Annotated in this window: 20 protein-coding genes and 2 riboswitches; of the genes, 10 read left to right on the top strand and 10 right to left on the bottom strand. The window is 61.7% G+C overall.

Features of this window, described 5'->3' with window-relative positions:
- Positions 1-230: 230 nt before the first annotated feature.
- Positions 231-1166: an alpha/beta hydrolase gene (locus ACO06R_RS04895; protein ID WP_421856886.1), complete on the top strand. Its 936-nt coding sequence runs from the start codon at positions 231-233 to the stop codon at positions 1164-1166.
- A 411-nt stretch (positions 1167-1577) separates the two neighbouring features.
- Here ACO06R_RS04895 and ACO06R_RS04890 read toward each other — a convergent pair whose 3' ends face one another.
- Complete coding sequence (locus ACO06R_RS04890; protein WP_421856883.1) at positions 1578-2177, bottom strand: TetR family transcriptional regulator; 600 nt, start codon at positions 2175-2177, stop codon at positions 1578-1580.
- A gap of 275 nt (positions 2178-2452) precedes the next feature.
- On the opposite strand from ACO06R_RS04890, the gene ACO06R_RS04885 reads away from it, so the two are divergent.
- Positions 2453-2776 carry a 2TM domain-containing protein gene (locus tag ACO06R_RS04885; protein WP_421856880.1) on the top strand — a complete coding sequence of 108 codons (324 nt, stop codon included), beginning with the start codon at positions 2453-2455 and terminating at the stop codon, positions 2774-2776.
- On the opposite strand, the gene ACO06R_RS04880 is transcribed toward ACO06R_RS04885, so the two are convergent.
- Complete coding sequence (locus ACO06R_RS04880) at positions 2773-3600, bottom strand: class I SAM-dependent methyltransferase (RefSeq protein WP_421856877.1); 828 nt, start codon at positions 3598-3600, stop codon at positions 2773-2775. The two genes, ACO06R_RS04885 and ACO06R_RS04880, sit on opposite strands and share 4 nt — an antisense overlap.
- Before the next feature lie 125 nt (positions 3601-3725).
- On the opposite strand from ACO06R_RS04880, the gene ACO06R_RS04875 reads away from it, so the two are divergent.
- Positions 3726-4412 (top strand): winged helix-turn-helix transcriptional regulator, encoded by a 687-nt coding sequence (locus ACO06R_RS04875; protein ID WP_421856874.1) that lies wholly within the window; start codon positions 3726-3728, stop codon positions 4410-4412.
- Positions 4413-4434: 22 nt separating this feature from the next.
- On the opposite strand, the gene ACO06R_RS04870 is transcribed toward ACO06R_RS04875, so the two are convergent.
- Entirely contained in the window at positions 4435-5352 is a 918-nt protein-coding gene (locus ACO06R_RS04870; RefSeq protein WP_421856871.1) for a ketopantoate reductase family protein, read from the bottom strand.
- 132 nt (positions 5353-5484) lie between these two features.
- Positions 5485-5562, top strand: a riboswitch (SAM riboswitch).
- Positions 5563-5625: 63 nt separating this feature from the next.
- Here ACO06R_RS04870 and metA point away from each other — a divergent pair.
- Entirely contained in the window at positions 5626-6561 is a 936-nt protein-coding gene (gene metA, locus ACO06R_RS04865) for a homoserine O-acetyltransferase MetA (protein ID WP_421856868.1), read from the top strand.
- 63 nt (positions 6562-6624) lie between these two features.
- Positions 6625-7881, top strand: a complete 1257-nt coding sequence (locus ACO06R_RS04860; RefSeq protein WP_421856865.1) for a flavin-dependent oxidoreductase — start codon at positions 6625-6627, stop codon at positions 7879-7881.
- A 25-nt stretch (positions 7882-7906) separates the two neighbouring features.
- Here the strand turns inward: ACO06R_RS04860 and ACO06R_RS04855 are convergent, their stop codons facing one another.
- From ACO06R_RS04855 to ACO06R_RS04835, 5 genes are all read right to left on the bottom strand, one after another.
- On the bottom strand, positions 7907-8698 hold the full coding sequence (locus tag ACO06R_RS04855) for an SDR family oxidoreductase (protein ID WP_421856862.1): 792 nt from the start codon (positions 8696-8698) through the stop codon (positions 7907-7909).
- A 45-nt stretch (positions 8699-8743) separates the two neighbouring features.
- Positions 8744-9529: an SDR family oxidoreductase gene (locus tag ACO06R_RS04850; RefSeq protein ID WP_421856860.1), complete on the bottom strand. Its 786-nt coding sequence runs from the start codon at positions 9527-9529 to the stop codon at positions 8744-8746.
- 13 nt (positions 9530-9542) lie between these two features.
- A complete protein-coding gene (locus ACO06R_RS04845) occupies positions 9543-11072 on the bottom strand; it encodes a sugar ABC transporter ATP-binding protein (protein ID WP_421856857.1) in 1530 nt (509 codons plus the stop codon).
- 37 nt (positions 11073-11109) lie between these two features.
- Positions 11110-12051, bottom strand: coding sequence for a substrate-binding domain-containing protein (locus ACO06R_RS04840; protein WP_421856854.1), 942 nt, complete (start codon positions 12049-12051; stop codon positions 11110-11112).
- 118 nt (positions 12052-12169) lie between these two features.
- A complete protein-coding gene (locus ACO06R_RS04835) occupies positions 12170-13147 on the bottom strand; it encodes an ABC transporter permease (protein ID WP_421856851.1) in 978 nt (325 codons plus the stop codon).
- A gap of 177 nt (positions 13148-13324) precedes the next feature.
- On the opposite strand from ACO06R_RS04835, the gene ACO06R_RS04830 reads away from it, so the two are divergent.
- Genes ACO06R_RS04830 through ACO06R_RS04815 form a run of 4 tightly spaced genes read left to right on the top strand, consistent with a single transcriptional unit; the run spans position 13325 to position 17583 of the window.
- Positions 13325-14146: a transketolase gene (locus ACO06R_RS04830; protein WP_421856848.1), complete on the top strand. Its 822-nt coding sequence runs from the start codon at positions 13325-13327 to the stop codon at positions 14144-14146.
- On the top strand, positions 14143-15102 hold the full coding sequence (locus ACO06R_RS04825; RefSeq protein ID WP_421856845.1) for a transketolase family protein: 960 nt from the start codon (positions 14143-14145) through the stop codon (positions 15100-15102). The genes ACO06R_RS04830 and ACO06R_RS04825 overlap by 4 nt, the downstream gene beginning before the upstream one ends.
- 3 nt (positions 15103-15105) lie before the next feature.
- A complete protein-coding gene (locus ACO06R_RS04820; protein ID WP_421856842.1) occupies positions 15106-16572 on the top strand; it encodes an FGGY family carbohydrate kinase in 1467 nt (488 codons plus the stop codon).
- Between the two features lie 33 nt (positions 16573-16605).
- Positions 16606-17583, top strand: coding sequence for a sugar-binding transcriptional regulator (locus ACO06R_RS04815; protein WP_421856839.1), 978 nt, complete (start codon positions 16606-16608; stop codon positions 17581-17583).
- 46 nt (positions 17584-17629) lie between these two features.
- On the opposite strand, the gene ACO06R_RS04810 is transcribed toward ACO06R_RS04815, so the two are convergent.
- Positions 17630-18100, bottom strand: a complete 471-nt coding sequence (locus tag ACO06R_RS04810) for a 6,7-dimethyl-8-ribityllumazine synthase (protein ID WP_421856836.1) — start codon at positions 18098-18100, stop codon at positions 17630-17632.
- Between the two features lie 66 nt (positions 18101-18166).
- Positions 18167-18298, bottom strand: a riboswitch (FMN riboswitch).
- 64 nt (positions 18299-18362) lie between these two features.
- On the bottom strand, positions 18363-18854 hold the full coding sequence (locus tag ACO06R_RS04805; protein ID WP_421856833.1) for a Gmad2 immunoglobulin-like domain-containing protein: 492 nt from the start codon (positions 18852-18854) through the stop codon (positions 18363-18365).
- A 225-nt stretch (positions 18855-19079) separates the two neighbouring features.
- Between ACO06R_RS04805 and ACO06R_RS04800 the strand changes: the two genes are divergently transcribed.
- Entirely contained in the window at positions 19080-19436 is a 357-nt protein-coding gene (locus tag ACO06R_RS04800) for a hypothetical protein (protein ID WP_421856830.1), read from the top strand.
- Positions 19437-19502: the final 66 nt, after the last annotated feature.

The raw sequence follows: 19502 nt of genomic DNA, 5'->3' as shown, positions 1-19502 counted from the left end.
CACTATCCCAGCCATTGACGACCGGATGGCGAGCTTTGGGAATTGCCCGCGAAAACGCGGCTGGCAAAGACCGGCTCCGCCGCGTCGGCATTACTCATCTTGTTTCTGTTTCGCTCATCTCACCCCTCTTGCCACAATCATGTGAACAGGTGTTGACTTATCTGCCTTGCGCAAGTAAACGCATGCTCACATACAGACCCACCAAATGGCTAAAATGAGAGGACGATACCGTGAGCTCACAGTTCAAACCCGGCAAAAACACCGTTGAATTCAAGAGCGGAGGCGACAAGGTCGCCGCCCATCTCTTCCTGCCCGATGACTATGAGGCAGGTAAGAAGTATCCGGCGACAGTGGTGACCCCTCCCGTCACCGGCGTGAAAGAACAAACCGGCGGTCTTTACGCGGAAACCTTGTCCAAGAAAGGTTTTGCGGCACTGGTTTTCGACCCTCGCGGATGGGGTGAGAGCGAAGGAAAGCCGGGATACCTGATCCCTGAATGGCTGCTGAGAGATGTCAGAAGTGCCGTAGATTTCATTCGGACACTGGACGTTACCGATACCAACAATGTGTTCAACACCGGCATTTGCATGGGCTCGGGCTGGGCGATGTATGAGACCGCCTTTGACACCCGCGTCAACGCCGTCGCGATGATCAGCCCCTATCTGATCGAGCTGGATACACCGCTGACCCTATTGGGCGCCGAAGGCTACCGCAACCTGGTCGTCAAGGGTCTTACCGACGCCGCGCAAGCAAGCTTCGACACTGGCGAGGAGGTCTACATCAAGCCCGTCCCCGAGACCGAAGAAGAAATCAAGGCGGCGCCGGAACCCATCTACGTCGGAATGCGGGACTACTATTTGCCAGGCAAGCCGGGCGACGTTCCGACCTGGAAGAACCAGGTGGCCGCGAACAGTCAGTACTCGCTTTATGGCTTTTCGATCTTCAACTACACTAAACTGTTCGATCCGATCCCGATCTATCTCGCTTACGGAGACGAGGCGGTCTCCAATCCTGGCGCCATTCGCTTCGCAAACGAGGTCAAGCCCGAGAAGGTCACTGTGATCGAAGGCGCAGACCATTTCGACCTTTACTGGCGGCCGGAGCACGTAGAGAAAATTTCGAACGAGGTGGCTGAGTTTTTCAAGGGTCATATGCAAGGCTCTTGAACCCCTCAGGCCTTTGAAATCACTAAATCCTCATGCCCTGCGCTTCATATCAGTGACGCGCAGGGCGTTCGGCGCTGCTTCTCATGGCCTCGACTGGTTCCGCTTGGAGCGTGTCCGGGTTGGATTGAATCGCTTGAACGCCGGGGCTTGGTGCAGTGACAAGGAGCGCAAGGCGACGCAGGTTGGGACCCATTAGCCATTCGCGATGCCGTAACTTGAGCAAAAGACCAGGTTGGGGCGACTTTGAGCTTGCTATATCAAACAGGTCTTTATCCGCCGGCTTGAGACTGCTTTGCGCCCCGGCGGCGTCGAGATCCTCGACCGATACGCAGTCATCGCTCTGCGGTCTTCTCCTGACCGGTTGCGAAAACCATCTCTCATCAATCCGCTACAATCTGACCCGGACACGCTCTAATCGGGTCTGCCAAGCGGGGGCGCCAATGTGTCGTCGTCGACATAGCTCTGGATCGTGGCCGCAAGGTAGGGAAAGGCAAGTTGCGCGTTTTCGGCTTGCAGCGCGGAGACGCTGTTTATGCGCTTCATCATGTCGAAACCGATCAGGTGAGCAACGATCAGCGCCGCGCGCTGCCTGGCGTTACGGCCGCCCAGCCAGCGCGCAAGCTTCTCGACGACATGCTGCTCGGTGGCTTCGTCTATCGCTCTGGTTACAGTCGGACTGTTGATGGAGCGCAGGCACGCGAGTGTGACATCGAGTTCCAGCCCTTCGTGAGCCTTGTTGCAGTAATACTCTGCCGCGCGCTGGCCAAACGTCGAACGATCGCCTTCGATCAGATCGTCAAAATGGATCTCGGGCACCACGGCTTCTATGAAGAGCCCCTCTTTGGACCCGAAGTAACGGTTGATCAGAGCGACACTCACCCCAACATCCGCAGCAATTTCGCGGACACCCGCCGCTTCAAAGCCCTTCGCGGTAAAGGCACGCTTGGCGGACGCCAATATCGCTGATTTCGTCGCGCTGGCGTTCCGTTTTCTTGGCACTCTTTCGCTCATGGCTTCCTTGTTACCACGACTATGTAAGCAAGTGCTAACTTGACAGTTTTGTGAAAGTAAACATTCGTTCACATATAGAAAGCGACCCGGAATAGCAAGCGTTTATCCCCCTCGCTGTACCGCAAAGCCGAAAATCGGTCGGAAACGCGGCGCCTTGGAAACGGCAGCGGCCTCCCGCGCGCATCGAAAAACGCACACCGCCGATTGATGGCCATCATGGCAGGCCGGTCGTGACCGCGTAACCTGCGCTGCGTCTTATCAGCGAGGACGCAGCCATGAGCAGCGACGATCCGGCAGTCCGCGCCCGCAGGCGGGCCGAAGCCAAGCTAGGCTTCTACAAGCATTTGGGCGTCTATCTGGCCATCGGCCTGATGCTGTTCGCAATCGACTTCGTTGCCTTTCCGGACACATCCTGGGCTGGCTGGCCGGTCTTTGGCTGGGGGATCGCGGTCGCCATCCACGCCATCTCGGTCTTTGCCTTTCGCGGCGAAGAAAAGATTCTCGACCGCATGACCGAGGAAGAGATGCGCCGCGACGGCGCCAACGACCAGTGGGGCCGCGAATGGGCCCGCGCGGCACATTTCTTTAGTTCCCTCTAGTTCGCCGTCGCGCGCACGATAATCGCCGGGTGGCGGAACCGGACCCGCCCCTCGGCATCTGTAAAGCCTGCCAGTTCGCCCGCCGCCTCGCTTTGCAGCAGCGCATACTGGTCGTCATCGATCACGTCGGCCAGCGACCAGCCCTTGATGTCGGTGTGCACCCATTCGGCAATCGACGGGAACTCCGCCTCACCTTCGACCAGACGGACCTCGGCGCCGTCCAGTCCCGCTGCGGCAAACATGGCTTCCAGCGCCGCGATATCGCCAAGGCGGTAAGGCGCGTGCAGCGCGCTTGCCATTTCTGCTCCGAACAGCCGTTCCAGCAGCGCGGCCATCGCCGCATAGCCCGGCGTCTGGTCGAACCCCGCCCACACCGCCACTGCGATCCGACCGCCGGGTTTCGCGACACGCTGCATCTCCTCAAGCGCCTTCTGCCGGTCCTCGAAGAACATCAGCCCGAACTGGCTGACGACCGCATCGAACGTTCCGTCGGCAAAGGTCAGTGCCTCGGCCATTGCCTCCTGCCAGTCGATGGCATTACTCTTCGCCCTCGCCTGGGCCAGCATATCCGGATTACGGTCGAGACCTGTCGCCTTGCCGGACACGCCGGCACGCCGCGCCGCTGCTAGCGTCAGTATGCCGGTGCCGCAGGCCACATCGAGCACCCGGTCGCCGGGTTTGATCGAAGCGGCATTCGCCACAGTGTCCGCCCAGCGCGCAAACAGCGCCGGAAGGAAGAAACGATCGTAGATTTCCGCAGCGGTCGCCGAGACCTGGCCGCGTTCGCCGTCATGTTTCGCCGTGTCGGCGTGACTTGCCTGCATCTTGCGTCTCCTTGCGTTCATGCCCCACGCCGACGCTACCGCCGGTCACGCTCACGAAATAGTGCGGAAACTGCACTTAACGCGCGTTTGCCGGGCCTGTTACGCTGCACCGGGAGGAAAGGCGTATGAAGAGCTATGGCCAGTTCTGCCCGGTCGCCAAGGCGGCCGAACTGTTCTGCGAACGCTGGACGCCACTGATCATCCGCGATCTGGCCGCCGGCGCGACCCGATTCTCCGAATTGCGGCGCGGCGTGCCCCTGATGTCGCAGACCATGCTCAGCCGCCGCCTCAAGCAACTGGAGGCCGAAGGTATTGTCGAACGCCGTTTCGACGATGGCGCACGGGCGGCACGCTACTATCTAACCGAACAGGGTCGCGAATTCACGCCGATGATCGAGATGCTGGGCATCTGGGGGCAACGCTGGTCGCGCCGCGAACTGATCGACGAGGAGGTCGACCTCGGGCTTCTCGTCTGGAGTATCGAGCGCAGCGTGCGTGCCGATGCGCTCGGTCCCGAGCGCGCCGTCGTCCGGATCGATTTCATCGACCAGCCCGCCGGCAAGCGGGTCTTCTGGTTCGTCAACGAGAACGGCGCCTGCGAGATGTGCATGCACGATCCAGGCTACGAGATCGATCTCTATCTCGAATTCACATTGCGCGATGCGATCTATGTCATTCGCGGCGACCTGCCACTCGATCGCGCGGTCGCCGATGGGCGCCTCGACGTCACCGGCGACACGCCGATGCGCGCTCGCCTGCGAGACTGGCTCAACCTGTCGCCGCTGTCCGCAATTCCCTCGGCTCGCGCCTGACGCAGGCAGGATTCGGCTGCTGTCACCTGCCGTTTTTATAGGGCAGCAAAAGCGCATAGAGCACCGAATTCGCCGGCGCCGCGACTCGAGCCTTCTCGGCCAGTCGCACGGCAGCACCTGACACCCACTCTATCTCCAGCGGTCGCCCGGCTTCCAGGTCGATCGCCGTCGATGCGCGCATTTCCGGCGGCAGGGTTGTTACGATCCGCCAAAGGGCTTCCTCGATATTGGTGGGAAGCGCGATCCCCAGCGCACGGCCGACCGCCGCCGTCTCCGCCGCCACCTGTTGGAACAGTGCGCCAAGCTGAGGATGGGCCGTTATCTCGCCGATCGTGCAACGCCCCGCCGCCGTGACACCCGACATGGCGGAAAACAACACGAATTTCGCCCAGACATCGCGCTCGATATCATCGGTGGGCGGCGCCGATGACCCGGCAGCATTGATTGCCGCCCGCAGCGTATCGATCCGCGCCGAGGCGCGGCTGTCGCGCTCGGCGAACACGAAGCGATTGATGCCGCCGGTTTGCCTGATCACGCCCGGCGCGGCGATGGTGGTCGACACTTGGGCCATCCCGTTGGCGACATGATGCGCGTCCATATGGCCAAGCAACCGGTCTGCCGCTTCCACGCCATTGAGAAACGGTACGACCGCCGTATCGGGCCCCAGCATCGGCACACAGGCCCGCGCCGCATCGTCCAGCGCGTCCCCCTTGACGCCGAAGATGATCGCATCGACAGGCCCGACCTCTGACGGGTCGTCAGTGGCGATCCAAGGGTGTGCGGTTTCCGTACCGTCGGGCCCTTCTAGGGTCAGTCCATTCTTGTTGATCGCCGCAAGATGCTCACCGCGCGCGATCGTCGCCACCTCATGCCCGCTGTTGGCCAGTTTGACCGCCAAGAATCCACCGATTCCGCCGGTCGCCATGGTAGCGATACGCATCTGGTCTCTCCCGTGCATCTCCGTTTCGTGGAAACGATACCACCGGTTCGGCTTGCCTGCCCATTGCCTCGCGCCGCCGCGAATGCGGGCGTTCGCCGCTGCACATTGACGCCCGCCTGCCGCGCCACTACATTGCCGCTCCGTGGTGATTTGGCCGGCCGGCTTGCAGCCACGTAAAAAAACTCGCTAAAGGGCCGAGACGACAGACTGACGAATGTCCGGCCGGTAGCGAGATTGTCGCCGCCGGTTTTTTTGTTGTTGGAGCAGAGTGAAATGCCGATTCGCATCCCAGACCAGCTACCCGCCCGCGACGATCTCGTGCGCGAGGGCGTGATGGTGATGGACGAGGGAACGGCGCTGCGTCAGGACATCCGTCCGCTGCGCATCGGTCTGCTCAACCTGATGCCCAACAAGATCAAGACCGAAACCCAGATCGCCCGCCTTGTTGGCTCGACGCCGCTACAGGTCGAGTTGACGCTGGTGCGCATTGGCGGACACCGCGCGAAGAATACACCCGAGGAGCACCTGATCGCCTTCTACCAGACCTGGGAGGAGATCCGCGACGACAAGTTCGATGGCTTCATCATCACCGGCGCGCCGATCGAGACACTGGATTTCGAGGACGTCACCTATTGGGACGAGATGCGCCGCATCCTCGACTGGACCGAGACCAACGTCCATTCGACCCTCAACATCTGCTGGGGCGCGATGGCCGCCGTCTGGCACTTCCACGGCGTGCCGAAATACACCCTGTCCGAAAAGGCCTTCGGCGTTTACCGGCACCGCAATCTCAACCCGGCCTCGCCCTATCTCGCCGGCTTCTCCGACGACTTCCAGATCTCGGTGTCGCGCTGGACGGAGGTGCGCAAGGAAGACATTCACCCGGCCAGCGGCCTCGAAGTGCTGATGGAATCCGACGAAACCGGCCTCTGCCTGCTCGCCGAGCAGCATGCCAACCGACTCTATGTGTTCAACCACATCGAATACGATTCCACGACGTTGGCCGACGAGTATTTTCGCGATGTCGCCAATGGCACGCCGATCGCGCTTCCGCACAACTACTTTCCGAATGACGATCCCGAACAGCCGCCGCAAAACCGCTGGCGCAGCCACGCCTTTCTCTTGTTCGGCAACTGGATCAACCAAGTTTACCAGACGACGCCTTACGACCTGGCCGACATCGGCGCATCGCCTACCGCTTCGGAATGACTTCATTGCATTCGGCGCGCCGATTGCCGAAAATCGCCGCCTGAAACGATACGGGAGGGGTCTTTGACGATCTTGATCGCCGGCGGCGGCATAGCCGGGCTGACACTGGCATTGTCCTGCCATCAGGCGGGCATTGCCTGCCGGGTCTTCGAACAATCCGACAGCATTCGGCCGCTCGGCGTCGGCATCAACCTGCAGCCGCATGCCGTGCGCGAATTGTTCGAACTCGGTCTCGAGCTCGAACTGGAGGCAATCGGCGTGCGCACGCGCGAAGTTGCCTATTTCGCAAAGACCGGGAAACCGATCTGGTCGGAACCGCGCGGCCAGCTCGCCGGCTACAACTGGCCGCAATACTCGGTTCACCGCGGCCAAATGCAGTTGATGCTGCTGGACGCCGTGCGTCGACGGCTGGGCCAGAAGATCGTGGAAACCGGCATGGAACTGACCGGTTTCGAAGATCACGCCAGCCGGGTCGTCGCCCGGTTCCGTGACGCATCGGGGCACCACGTCGAGGTCGAGGGAGACATGCTGATCGCCGCCGACGGCATCCACTCCGCTGCCCGCCGCAAGCTTTTTCCCGATGAGGGTTCGCCGGTCTGGGGCGGCGCAATCCTGTGGCGCGGCACCGCCTGGGTCGAACCCTTCCTGTCGGGCGCCACAATGGCGATGGCCGGTCACGAGGACCAGAAGTTCGTCACCTATCCGATCTCGCGCCCCGATCCGCAGTCCGGTCGCCAGCTCACAAACTTCATAGCCGAACTGAAAACCGACCCGTCAGCAGGCTGGCGGCGCGAGGACTACAACCGCAAGGCCAATCTCGCCGACTTCATGCCGCAATTCGAGGACTGGCGCTTCGACTGGCTCGACATCCCGGCGCTGATCCGTTCCGCCGAGGCGATCTTCGAATACCCGATGATCGACCGCGATCCGCTCGACTGGTGGACAAAGGGTCACGTCACGCTGATCGGCGATGCGGCCCATCCGATGTATCCGATCGGCTCAAACGGCGCCTCTCAGGCGATTGTCGATGCCCGCGTCCTTGTTCGCGAACTGCTCGCGCACGGCATCCACCGCGACGCGCTAATCGCCTATGAGGCGGAGCGCCGCCCGGCCACCGCGGCAATAGTCGAGGCCAATCGCGGCAATGGACCGGATATCGTCATGCAGATCGTCGAAGAGCGGTGCGGCGGCAAATTCGACGACATCGAGGACGTCCTGCCGGCCGACGAGCGCGCCCGCATCGCCGCCGACTACAAGCAACTTGCCGGCTTCGATATCGAGGGCCTCAACACGCGCGGGCCGCTCGTCGCCGTCTCCTGACTGACGCTTTCCTGCCGCTTGATCCTTACCAGCAGCAGAACCCGCCATCGACCAGCAGGTCAACGCCCGTGCAGAACGAGGATGCGTCGGACAGGAGGAAGACCGCCGGGCCGACCATCTCGTCGACAGTTGCCATCCGTTGCATCGGCGTCTGGCTCTCGAATTCGCGGGTCTGGTGCACCATTTCGGGCCGCGTATTCATCGGCGTCGCGGTGTAGCCCGGCGAGATGGAATTGACGCGAATGCCGCGGTCGACCCACTCCATGGCCATCGACTTGGACATATGGATCACGCCGGCTTTCGACGCATTGTAATGCACCTGCATCAACCCGCGATTGACGATGACGCCCGACATCGAGGCGATGTTGACGATCGACCCGCCCTTGCCATGCGCCAGCATCGCCCGCGCCTCGGCTTGGCAGGAAAGCCAGACACCCTTCATGTTGATGTCCATGAGGGTCTGGTACTGAGCCTCTTCCATCTCCTCGCAGGCATTGGCATTGGCGATACCGGCGGCATTCAGCGCCAGGGTCAGCGGCCCCAATTCGGCTTCGGTGCGCGCCACGGCTTCAGCTAGCGCCTCGCCGGAGGTTACATCGGCCGAGATCTTTAGCGACTTGCGCCCCGCCGCCGCGACAAACTCAGCCGTCTGCGCCAGCCCGTCGTCGGTGCGCCGGTCCAGCAGGGCCACATCTGCGCCACATTGAGCCAGTCCCATCGCGATGCGCTGGCCAATGCCACTTCCCGAGCCGGTGACCAGCCCTACGCGGCCTGTCAGGTCGAACAATTTCGGTGTATTCAGTGTAATATCTTCCACAAACCTTCTCCAGTTCTCGCCCTCGTGTTCCGCAACACGGAAGGGTCACGACATGATCAAGCCGCCATCAACATTGATCGTCTGGCCGGTGATGTATTCTGCATCCTCGCTGGCCAGAAAGGCGACCAACCCGGCGACATCCTTGCCGGTGCCTGCACGCTTCATCGGGATCTTGTTTTCGACCCAGTCTTTCATCAGTTCGCCGGGGGCGTAGTCGCCCAGCATCTCACCCCAGATTTTGTCGTTGTAGTCCCACATTTCGCTCTGGATGATACCTGGGCATATCGCGTTGACCGTAATGCGCTCCAGTGCAACCTCCTTGGCGAGGCTTTGGGTGATCCCAACCACCCCCATTTTCGAGGCCGCGTAATGCGGCGTGAAGATGAAACCGTCGCGGGCCTGGCCCGAGGCCGTATTTATCAACCGCCCGCCCTTGCCCGACTTGCGCATACGCGCGATGGCCTCCTGGCAGCACAGAAACACCCCCTTGGTGTTCACCGCCATGGTGGCGTCCCAATCGCGTTCACTCAGGTCTTCGATCCTTCGGATAGTGATTATACCGGCATTCTGCATCGATATATCGACCGCGCCAAACGCCTCTTCGGCCCGGTCGTAGAGTGCAGCGACAGCCTCTCGCTCGGTCACGTCGCAGATTACGCCAATGGCTTTCGCACCCGTCATGCACAGCGCTTCTGCGGCCTCTTCAACCTGAGGTTCGACCGATGCCAACACGATACTGGCCCCTTCGAGCGCAAAGCGCTCCGCCACCGCCAATCCGATCCCGCGATTGCCTCCGGTGATGACGACGGTCTTGCTCTCGAAACGGTTCATCTCTCAGATCTTGTTATACCGTGGCATCCCGCTCGAAGCCGGGAGCATGGCTTGCAGTCGCCAACTCCATGACCGAGACGTCATTGGCTTCGCTGTGATCGAGGATGCCGGTCTGCCTGCCCGAAGACATGACGAGAATGCGGTTGGACACGCCGAGTACCTCTTCGAGGTCCGAACTGACGACGATGACCGCGACCCCCTGGCTGGCCAACTCGTGAATGATTTCGTAGATCGACGAGCGTGCGCCGACGTCGATACCGCGCGTCGGCTCGTCGAGCAGCACAACATTCGGATCGCGTGCGAGCCACTTGGCGATCACCACCTTCTGCTGGTTGCCGCCCGACATTTCGGTGGCCCTCTGGCGGCCGACCCCCTTGACGCCGAACTTCTTGATGTTTGCGTCCGCAAAGCCGCGCACACGGTTTGCAACCATCCATCCCGACCGGCTGACGGACTCGAGATTGGAGTAGGCGATATTCTCGCTGATGCTGTGATCGAGGATGACGCCGTGAAGCTTGCGGTCTTCGGGCACCAACACGATACCGTTGCGAATTGCGTCGCGCGGCGACTTGGGCGTGATGTCTTGGCCCTTCAGCCTGACCGACCCTGACCGGACTGGGTCAGCGCCCGCGATGGCGCGCACAAGGTCGGTGCGGCCGGCGCCGACTAGACCGGCAATGCCGAAGATTTCGCCCTTCTTGACCGTGAAGCTCACATCGTGAAACCGGCCGGCCGACGAGGTCAGGCCATCCACTTCCAGCACGGTCTCATCTGTCGGCTTGGCCAGCGGCGGGAACATCTTGTCCATGCTGCGGCCGACCATCGCCTCGACAATGGTACGCACCGGCAGGTCCGCTGTGTCGAACTCCTGGACTTTTTCTCCGTCCCGCATCACGACGATCCGGTCGGCGATCTGCTTGATCTCTTCGAGCCGGTGCGAAATGTAGATGATGCCGACACCTTCGGACTTCAGCTTCTCGACCTGCTCGAAGAGAAGCTTGGTCTCGGCGCCGCCCAACGCGGCTGTGGGTTCATCGAGGATCAGCAGGCGCGCGTCGAGCGCAAGCGCCTTGGCGATCTCGACAAGCTGTTGGGCCGCCGTGGAGAGGCCTTCGACCTTGCGTGTCGCCGGCAGGTCCAAGCCGAGGCGCTCAAGCTGCTCCTGAGCGCGGGCCGCCATGCCGGCGCGGTCGACGCGCCCGTTTCTCGTCGGCCAGCGGCCGACATAAACATTTTCGGCGATCGTCAGATGCGGCAGAAGCAGCAGCTCCTGGTGAATCATGCCGACACCGCTGTCGATCGCTTCGCGGGGATGGGCGGGCGCATAGGGCGCGCCCTGCCACGTCATCTCGCCGGACGATGGCAGCACCGTCCCGGAGATGATGTTGGATACCGTCGATTTTCCGGCGCCGTTTTCTCCAAGCAGCGCCACGACTTCACCGGCATAGATATCCAGATCGAAACCGTGCAAAACCTGGACCGGTCCGTAGGACTTGTCGATGTTCCGCAAGGTCAGAATTGGAGACCTTTTGTCGGATGTCATGGCGCCGCCTTTCAGTTCTGACACCGATTGGCGCAGATTACGGGTGCTTCTCGACGAATTCCGGTGCGTTCTCACAGGTCGTGAGCACGGCGTTCGGGATCTGGCGCGCCGGCACCGAAGCGCCCAGCGAAACAGCGATTGCCGAATTCACAGCCAGCACGCCCATTGCCTGGGTGCTCTGTGTCGCGGTCACGATGAACGGCGTGTCGCAAGCAGCCAGCGATTCCAGAGCCGCAACGTCACCGTCATAGCCGCCAACGACGATCTGGTCGGACAGACCGGCAACTTCAACGGCTTTGGCGGCGCCCATGGCGATACCGTCGGCTTGGCCGAAGATGACCTTGATGTCCGGATGCGCCTGCAACATGTTCTGGCCGATCGAGAAGCCTTCGTCGGGCGACCACATCTGGGTCCACTGCTGAGCAACCAGCTCGATACCCGGGTTTTCGTCGATCGCCATCTGGCAACCTTCGAAGCGCTGAACTTCCGGGGTGGTGCCCTTCTGGCCGTGGATGATGACCATCTTGCCTTCGCCACCGGCGAGGCCGATGAGGTGGGAGCAGACCTGATAAGAAGACAGGACGTTTTCGCCGTAGATCACGGTGTCGCCGGGCTCGCCTTCCGGCTCGCGGTCAACGTTGATGACCGGGATGCCTTCGGCGCGGGCGAGACGCGTCGGGACGGTGGCGGCGGCGGCACCGGCCGGGATGTAGATGAACGCGTCGATGCCTTGGGTGAGCAGATCCTGAACCTGGCTGACCTGGGTGGCGGTGTCGCCCTTGGCGTCGACGGTGATGACCTCGATGCCGAGCTTTTTGGCGTAACCCTCGACGCCGAGCTTGATCTGGTTGAAATAGTCGGCCTGCAGGTTGGGAACGGCGAGGCCGATTTTTTCAACGCCGATTTCCTGAGCCGAAGCGGCCGTGGCGACGGCGGTCACCGCCGTGGCGGCAAGCAATGCCTTGATGGTGGTCTTCATGGGGTTCTCCTCCTTGGTTGCTTGGTCCGTTGTTCTCTTTTGGGACCGGGTTATTGCCCGCGATGCGGGCCGTCTTCTCGGGGGCGCGGACGAGTTCTGCGGCCCCGGCATGTTCTGTTCAGCGTCGGTTCTTGAAGGTCTCTGCCGCCACCGCCAGCACGATGACGAGGCCGATGACCACAGATTGCAAAAATGGCGAGACGCTGAGCAGGTTCAGGCCGTTCCGCAACACGCCGATGATCAGCACGCCGATGATTGTGCCGCCGATGCCGCCGGTTCCGCCGGACAGGCTTGTGCCGCCGATCACGACCGCCGCGATCGCATCCAGTTCATAGGCCACACCGATCGACGGCTGCACCGCATCGAGGCGGGCCGCCAAAAGGATTCCGGCCAACCCCGCCAGCACGCTGCACATCGTGTAGACGAGCACCGTCGCCAGGCTGACATTGATACCGGCCAGTCGCGCGACCTCGGGATTGCCGCCGATCGCGTAGAGCATACGGCCACCCTTGCGGTAGCGCTGGAACAACAAGGCGATGACAAAGACAGCCAGCATCACCGCCACTGTCATCGTGAGGAACCCGCCATGCCGGATGATCGCGCTCATGTTGAACCAGGCGGGAAATCCGATGATCTGCGACCCGTCGGTGATCATGTTCGCCAACCCGCGCGCGATGGACATCATGGCCAGTGTGGCAATGAAGGGCGGTACCCTGAATACTGTGATAAGCAGCCCCGCGACTGCTCCTGTGATGCCGGAGACAATCAGCGCACCGGTTATGGCGACACCCATCGGCATGCCGGCTTCGACGTTGAGATATCCGAGCACCATCATCGAAAGCGCCAGCACCGATCCGACCGACAGGTCGATGCCGGCAATCAGAATGACAAATGTCATCCCGACGGCCATGATACCAAGCACAGTGATCTGGTCGAGGATGTTCAGGAAGTTGCGAACCGACAGAAATGAATCGGTGGCGATCGCGAGAAACGCGCAGAGTAGCAGCAGCCCGATCAGCGGCCCGGTTGCACCCGATACCGAAAAAAACTCTGGTAAGCGCGGCCCATTACGGCCCTGCGCCTGCATCGCGCTCATTCGATCTTCCCTCTTAGAATATTTATTCACTCACGATAGAACATCCACATTACGCTGTCAACCACAAGAAACCCGTGATACCGTGGCAATGTCCACCACTCCAACGATCAGTCGCTGACTTGACATATCACATTGATGCATGTCTAATTAGACAAGCATAATTATTCAGAGGCGCAGATGGACCCCCAGGAACTCCGCACGCTCGCGAACGCAATGAGGCGTCGCGATCTACAGGCCGTCTTCGAGGCAGGCGCCGGCCATATCGGGGGAGAGATGTCAGTCATGGACATCCTCTGCGCGCTTTACTTCCATACGATGTCGGTCGACCCGAACGCTCCGCTTGATCCCAAGCGCGATCGGCTTGTACTCAGCAAGGGGCACACCGCGCTCGCGCTCTATGTAGTCTTGTCTGAAAAGGGGTTCATTCCCAAGGACGAGATTTCCACATTCCTGAAGCCCTATTCGCGCCTCAACGGACACCCCAACCGTTGCAAGGTCCCCGGCGTCGAAACCAATACCGGTCCACTCGGCCATGGCCTGCCGGTCGGCGTCGGAATGGCCAAAGCCGCCAAGCTGGACGGTGACACCTGGCGCACATTCGTCATCACCGGTGATGGCGAAATGCAGGAAGGCTCCAATTGGGAGGCCATCATGGCCGCCGCGCAATTCAAGCTCGACAATCTGACGCTCGTCATCGATCACAACCGGCTGCAGCAGGGCGCGCGCCTGGCAGATACCAACGACATCGCGCCATTGCCGCCGAAGCTGGAAGCCTTTGGCTGGGCCGTCGAGGAGATCGACGGACACGATATGCAACAAATCTGCCGGGCGCTCTCGCCCGAGACCGCCGTCGTCGGCAAACCGAAATGCATTGTCGCGCATACCAACAAGGGTCAGGGCATATCCTTCATGTCCGACAACGTGGCTTGGCATCACAAGGTGCCGAACGAAGAACAATACAAACAGGCCATGGCCGAGCTGGAAGGTGCCGCGCTATGAATGCACTTTTCGAGATGTCCAAGCTCTATGACTGCCGCGACGCCTTTGTCGGCGCGCTGGAGGAACTCGGCGCCAATGACAGCGACATCGTCGCCGTTTGCAACGATTCGGTCGGGTCCTCCAAGCTTGCCGGGTTCAGGGACAAGTTCCCCGAACGGCTGATCAATGTCGGCATCGCCGAGCAGAACATGGTCGGTGTCGGCGCAGGTCTCGCCAACGGCGGCAAGGTGCCCTTCGTATGTGGCGCTTCCCCGTTTCTGACAGGCCGCGCACTTGAGCAGATCAAGGCCGATGTCGCTTATTCCGAAACCAATGTGAAGCTTGTTGGGATCAGTTCCGGCATGGCCTATGGCGAACTCGGCGCGACCCATCACTCTATCGAGGATTTCGCCTGGATTCGCGCCCTGCCCAATGTCCCTGTCATCGCGCCGGCGGACCGCGCCGAAACGGCCGCTGCAGTTAAATGGGCTGCCCACTACAATGGCGGCTGCTTCCTGCGGCTCAGCCGCGTCGGCGTGCCGGACCTGTTTCCCGAAGACCATGTCTTCGAACCTGGCAAGGCCAACCTGTTGCGCGATGGCAAGGATCTTACGATCATCGCCAATGGCACCCTGACGCATCGGGCGCTTCGCGCTGCGGCACTGCTCGAGGGGCGCGGAGTTTCGGCGCGCGTACTCAACATGGCGACCGTGCGCCCGATCGATTCCGATGCCATCGTCCAGGCCGCAGAAGACACCGGAGCGATTCTGACCTGCGAGGAACACACCGTTTTCGGCGGACTTGGAAGCGCGGTTGCGGAAGTCGTGGTAGACGAGCGCCCGGTGCCCATGAAACGTCTCGGCGTGCCTGGCGTCTTCGCGCCGACCGGATCGGCGAACTTCCTGCTTGATGAATTCGGCATGTCGCCGGACGGGATTGCGGATAGTGCCACGGCGCTCCTGGCGCGCAAGAGGTAACGAATGAGGCAGCGGGCCGTCCTGGCGATTGACGAAGGCACAACCAATTCGAAGGCCGTGCTGGTCTCGGAGGCCGGCGAGATCATCGCAACCGGCTCCGCGCCTGTACCGACCCAGTATCCACAATCGGGCTGGGTTCAGCAGGACGCAGACGAAATCTGGAGCGCGACCCAAAAGGCGATAACCGCCTGCCGCGAGGCCGCGCCGGCAGTGGAAATTACGGCGCTCGGCATCTCGAACCAGCGCGAGTCGATCCTGATCTGGGATCGCAACACCGGCGAACCGCTTGGGCCGGTCATCACCTGGCAGTGCCGCCGCACCACGGCGGCATGCGAGGCACTCAGGCAAGCAGGACACGAGCCGAATGTCGTCGCGCGCACCGGGTTGCCGCTTGACCCGCTGTTCCCGCCAACCAAGGCAGCATGGCTGCTGAAAAACCACGGCAACACATCGGGCGACATCTGCATCGGCACCGTGGACAGCTGGCTGATCTGGAAGCTCACGGGCGGCCGCGTACACGCGACCGACCGTTCGAATGCGGCCCGGACCCAGTTGTTCAATCTTGCCGAGAGCCGCTGGGACGAGACCCTCTGCGAGCTGTTCGGCGTATCTCCGGCGATGCTGCCGGATGTCCGCGACTCGGCTCATGTCTTCGGCAAGACCCGGGCCACCACCGCGATCCCCGCCGACATTCCGGTCGCCGCCGCGATCGGCGACTCCCACGCCGCGCTTTTCGGGCATGGCGCGTTCGGCTCCGGCGACGGCAAGGTCACCTTCGGCACGGGCTCCTCGGTAATGACCACGATATCCGACTTTCTCGTTCCGCCGAAGGGAATCACCACAACGATCGCCTGGTCGCTTGACGGCCGTTCCACCTTCGCATTCGAAGGCAACATCCTGGTCAGCGCCTCGATCTTCCCGTGGGTGGCCGAAATGTTGGGGCTCGACAGTGTCGACGCGCTGATGGAACTGGCCCAATCGGTCGACGGCGCTGAGGGCGTATCGTTGGTGCCCGCCCATGTCGGGCTCGGTGCGCCGCATTGGGCGCCGGAGGCGCGCGGGCTGATCTGCGGCCTCTCCTTCGGCGCCAAGCCGCCCCACATAGCGCGGGCCGCCGCCGAAAGCATGGCATTTCAGGTTTACGACGTTCTTGCCGCGATGTCGCAGGGCGCACAGCAGATGGGCCGGCTTTTCGTCGATGGCGGCCCGAGCCGCAACCCTTTTCTGATGCAGATGGTGGCCGACTATATCGACCACGCGGTTACACCGTGTCGAAACTCCGAGGCGTCGGCGATCGGCGCCGCATTCCTGGCGGGTCTGGCCACCGGGTTCTGGCCCGACCTCGCCGCCATTGCAAAACTGGCGAAACACGATGCCGAAATCCCGCCCCGCATGACGCCGGAAGCGCGCGAAACCGGTCTGGCGGCGTGGAGCAATGCCGTTGCCCGCACGACATTTGAGGTGTACTGAATAAATATTCAAGTACGTTGAGGACCCCTCTGCATGTCCCGCCTGAACGAACTCCGCATGATCGCCCGGGTCGCCCAGATGTATCACATCGAGGGTCAGCGTCAGGCCCAGATCGCCGCTCATCTGCGGATTTCGCAGGCGACAGTGTCGCGCATGCTCAAGCGCGCCCAAGAAGAAGAGATCGTACGGACGACCGTGATGGCGCCGTCCGGAACCTATGCCGAGCTGGAAGGGGAACTGCGGACTCGTTTCGGACTGTCCGAATCGATCGTGGTCGAGTGCACCGAGGACCGCGAAGGCGCCATCATGGCGCGCATCGGCGAAGCCGCCGCTCACTTTCTCGAAGCGACCCTGCAGCAGGACGAAATCATCGGCGTTTCGAGCTGGTCGGAGACGATCCTCCGCATGGTCGACAACATCCATCCGATGAAGTCGGGAAAGGCGAAATTCGTCGTCCAGACGCTGGGCGGCATGGGCGACCCGCGCGTGCAGACACATGCCAACCAACTGACGACACGGCTGGCAAAGCTGACCGGCGCGGAACCGCACCTGCTTTCCGCGCCCGGCGTGGCGCAGTCGCGCGAAGCGAAGCTCGTGCTCCTGAGCGACCCCTATGTCCGCGAAACGATGGACCTGTTCGGCAAGATCACGCTGTCGATCGTCGGCATCGGGGCGATGGAGCCGTCCAGCATGCTGGCGCGCAGCGGCAACGTGTTTTCTTCCCGCGAATTGTCGGAGATCGCCGAGGCCGGTGGCGTCGGCGACATCAGCTTGCGTTTTTTCGATGCGAATGGCGAGTTCGTGAAAACGCCGCTCGATGAGCGTGTCATCGGGCTCTCGCTCGAGGAGCTGGCGACAATCGACCGTGTCATAGCGCTGGCGGGCGGCCAGACCAAGACACCTGCCATCAGGGGCGCATTGCGCGCCGGCGTGATCGATATCCTGATCACCGACAAGTTCACCGCCGAGCGCCTTGTGGAGCTGGAAGGCGGACAGCCGGCCACCCGATAACGCGGCATCGGGAGGCTCTGTACCGCCCGATACCCGGTCAGCGCGGTCAGGCGGCAGCCATTCTCGGTTCCGCCCCAATCGCGGCATGTGCCTTGGTGACCTCGACGGCGGCATCGGCCGCCTCGCGCCCCTTGGTGATGAAATGGGCGCGATAGAATTCCTCATGCTCGCCTTTCGGCTGGAAGTGGTGCGGCGTCAGCGAAACCGACAGCACCGGAACGCCGGTTTTCAGCCCCACTTCCATCAGGCCCGAAACCACAGCCTGCGCCACGAAGTCGTGACGGTAGATCCCGCCATCGACCACAAGGGCCGCGGCGGCGATCGCGTCATAGTCGCCGGTCTCGGCAAGCTTCTGCGCGATCAGCGGCATCTCGAACGCACCGGGCACATCGAACACGGCAACCTCGGCGCCAGCGTCCAGTTCGTCCAGCCGCTCGTTGAACCCGACCAGCGCCTGATCAACGATATCGGCGTGCCAACCAGCCTTGATGAAGGCGAACTTGGGGGATTTTGTCATAGCTCCAGATCCTTTCCATACGACAAGATCCCAGAGCAAAAGAACGCTCCGGCCAGAGCCGAAACGCACCATTCTCTTTCATCCGGACTATGACCGTCGGCCCCGGAATTTCACCGGTGTCTGCTGACCCACCCCAAAGGGTGGCGCTCGCGGGCTGTAACCGCCGGTGGGGAGTTCCACCCCGCCCTGAGAATATGGATGCCTTAGCCGAAACGGATTTCGCGGTCAAAGCGGAACTTTCCGCCCGGCGGCCAGGCAGGTTTCACGCGCCGATCGGGATCCGCAATGCCTGACCCGGGAAGATCACGTTCGGATCGTCGATGGTCATCGGGTTGGCACGCACGATGAGCGGAAACTGGCCCGGATCGCCATAGTTGGCATCGGCAATCGCCGACAGCGTGTCGCCCGGCTGCACGACATGAATGCGATAGCCGATATAGCCGGGAACGATACGCGGCCCGTAGATCACCGGCACGATCACCTTGTTGATCTCCGAACCGTCGCGTGCACTCTCTTCATAGACCTCTACGAACAGACGATCGAGCTGGAATGCCGCCGCGCCGATGACCGCCTGCACCTGGAACTGACCATGTTCGCCGGTGCCGCCACCGACATTGAAAAACCCGGTGCGCTCGTCGTGGCCGTCATGCACGCGCCAGTTGAGCGTTGCCTCGAAGCCCTGGCCCAGTCCCGCTATGAGCACGGGGTCGCCGACGAGATCGAAGGGTGCGGGCTGCTGGATAATGTTCGTCATGGCTGTCTCCTGAACATTCGCCCCGCCGCCAAACAAACACATTTCTGCGGCGACCATGTGTCGGCCGCCAGCCTATGGCGCGCTCTTTGAAGTATTGTTCCGACAAGACGCAACGTATCGCGTGCATAGATAGTATTTCTGGGAAAAGGTGCATAGGTTATGGAGACAACATGCTGCGGCGCGGCTTACTACCCATTCCGAAGACGATCACCAGCAGGAGCACCAATGAAGATCGCAAGCACATTCGTCGTTGCAATCGTGATTGCATTGGCGGCCCCGGGTACAAGTGCCAGCGACAGTACGCCCGCCCGAAAGGGCAAGGTGTCGTTGCGCGAGGAAATCATTGGCCACAGTTTCAAATACTGGATCAACGGCGACAGGGGGACGATTACCTACCGGTCGCGCTCGGCGACCGCGCGTTCCATTCAAGGATGGCATGTTCGCGGCCGGCTCAGGATATCCGGGGACAAGATTTGCATCCGTTACCGGGAAATCCGCGCTGGTCAGGAACAGTGCTTTTCGGTGACGCGAACGCCGACCGGCTACAAGACATCTCACGGAGGGAGGCTCGAACCACTTTGACCGCCGCGTTTCGAAAACAGGCACCCACGGATCGTGATGACACGGACGCTATGGCGCAGTAAAACC

The organism is Oricola sp., from assembly GCF_965230365.1.
In the GTDB taxonomy this organism is placed as follows: Bacteria; Pseudomonadota; Alphaproteobacteria; order Rhizobiales; family Rhizobiaceae; genus Oricola.
Note: the sequence above shows the minus strand (reverse complement) of the source record. Positions and strands in the feature narration are given on the sequence as shown.

Excerpts from the sequence above, each read along its gene's own strand:
- ACO06R_RS04885 (WP_421856880.1), top strand. The coding sequence starts at position 2,453 with ATGAGCAGCGACGATCCGGCAGTCCGCGCCCGCAGGCGGGCCGAAGCC.
- ACO06R_RS04805 (WP_421856833.1), bottom strand. The coding sequence starts at position 18,854 with ATGACGAACATTATCCAGCAGCCCGCACCCTTCGATCTCGTCGGCGAC.
- ACO06R_RS04845 (WP_421856857.1), bottom strand. The coding sequence starts at position 11,072 with ATGACATCCGACAAAAGGTCTCCAATTCTGACCTTGCGGAACATCGAC.
- ACO06R_RS04825 (WP_421856845.1), top strand. The coding sequence starts at position 14,143 with ATGAATGCACTTTTCGAGATGTCCAAGCTCTATGACTGCCGCGACGCC.
- ACO06R_RS04820 (WP_421856842.1), top strand. The coding sequence starts at position 15,106 with ATGAGGCAGCGGGCCGTCCTGGCGATTGACGAAGGCACAACCAATTCG.
- ACO06R_RS04880 (WP_421856877.1), bottom strand. The coding sequence starts at position 3,600 with ATGCAGGCAAGTCACGCCGACACGGCGAAACATGACGGCGAACGCGGC.
- ACO06R_RS04890 (WP_421856883.1), bottom strand. The coding sequence starts at position 2,177 with ATGAGCGAAAGAGTGCCAAGAAAACGGAACGCCAGCGCGACGAAATCA.
- ACO06R_RS04810 (WP_421856836.1), bottom strand. The coding sequence starts at position 18,100 with ATGACAAAATCCCCCAAGTTCGCCTTCATCAAGGCTGGTTGGCACGCC.
- ACO06R_RS04840 (WP_421856854.1), bottom strand. The coding sequence starts at position 12,051 with ATGAAGACCACCATCAAGGCATTGCTTGCCGCCACGGCGGTGACCGCC.
- ACO06R_RS04830 (WP_421856848.1), top strand. The coding sequence starts at position 13,325 with ATGGACCCCCAGGAACTCCGCACGCTCGCGAACGCAATGAGGCGTCGC.
- metA (WP_421856868.1), top strand. The coding sequence starts at position 5,626 with ATGCCGATTCGCATCCCAGACCAGCTACCCGCCCGCGACGATCTCGTG.
- ACO06R_RS04835 (WP_421856851.1), bottom strand. The coding sequence starts at position 13,147 with ATGAGCGCGATGCAGGCGCAGGGCCGTAATGGGCCGCGCTTACCAGAG.
- ACO06R_RS04815 (WP_421856839.1), top strand. The coding sequence starts at position 16,606 with ATGTCCCGCCTGAACGAACTCCGCATGATCGCCCGGGTCGCCCAGATG.
- ACO06R_RS04870 (WP_421856871.1), bottom strand. The coding sequence starts at position 5,352 with ATGCGTATCGCTACCATGGCGACCGGCGGAATCGGTGGATTCTTGGCG.
- ACO06R_RS04800 (WP_421856830.1), top strand. The coding sequence starts at position 19,080 with ATGAAGATCGCAAGCACATTCGTCGTTGCAATCGTGATTGCATTGGCG.
- ACO06R_RS04875 (WP_421856874.1), top strand. The coding sequence starts at position 3,726 with ATGAAGAGCTATGGCCAGTTCTGCCCGGTCGCCAAGGCGGCCGAACTG.
- ACO06R_RS04850 (WP_421856860.1), bottom strand. The coding sequence starts at position 9,529 with ATGAACCGTTTCGAGAGCAAGACCGTCGTCATCACCGGAGGCAATCGC.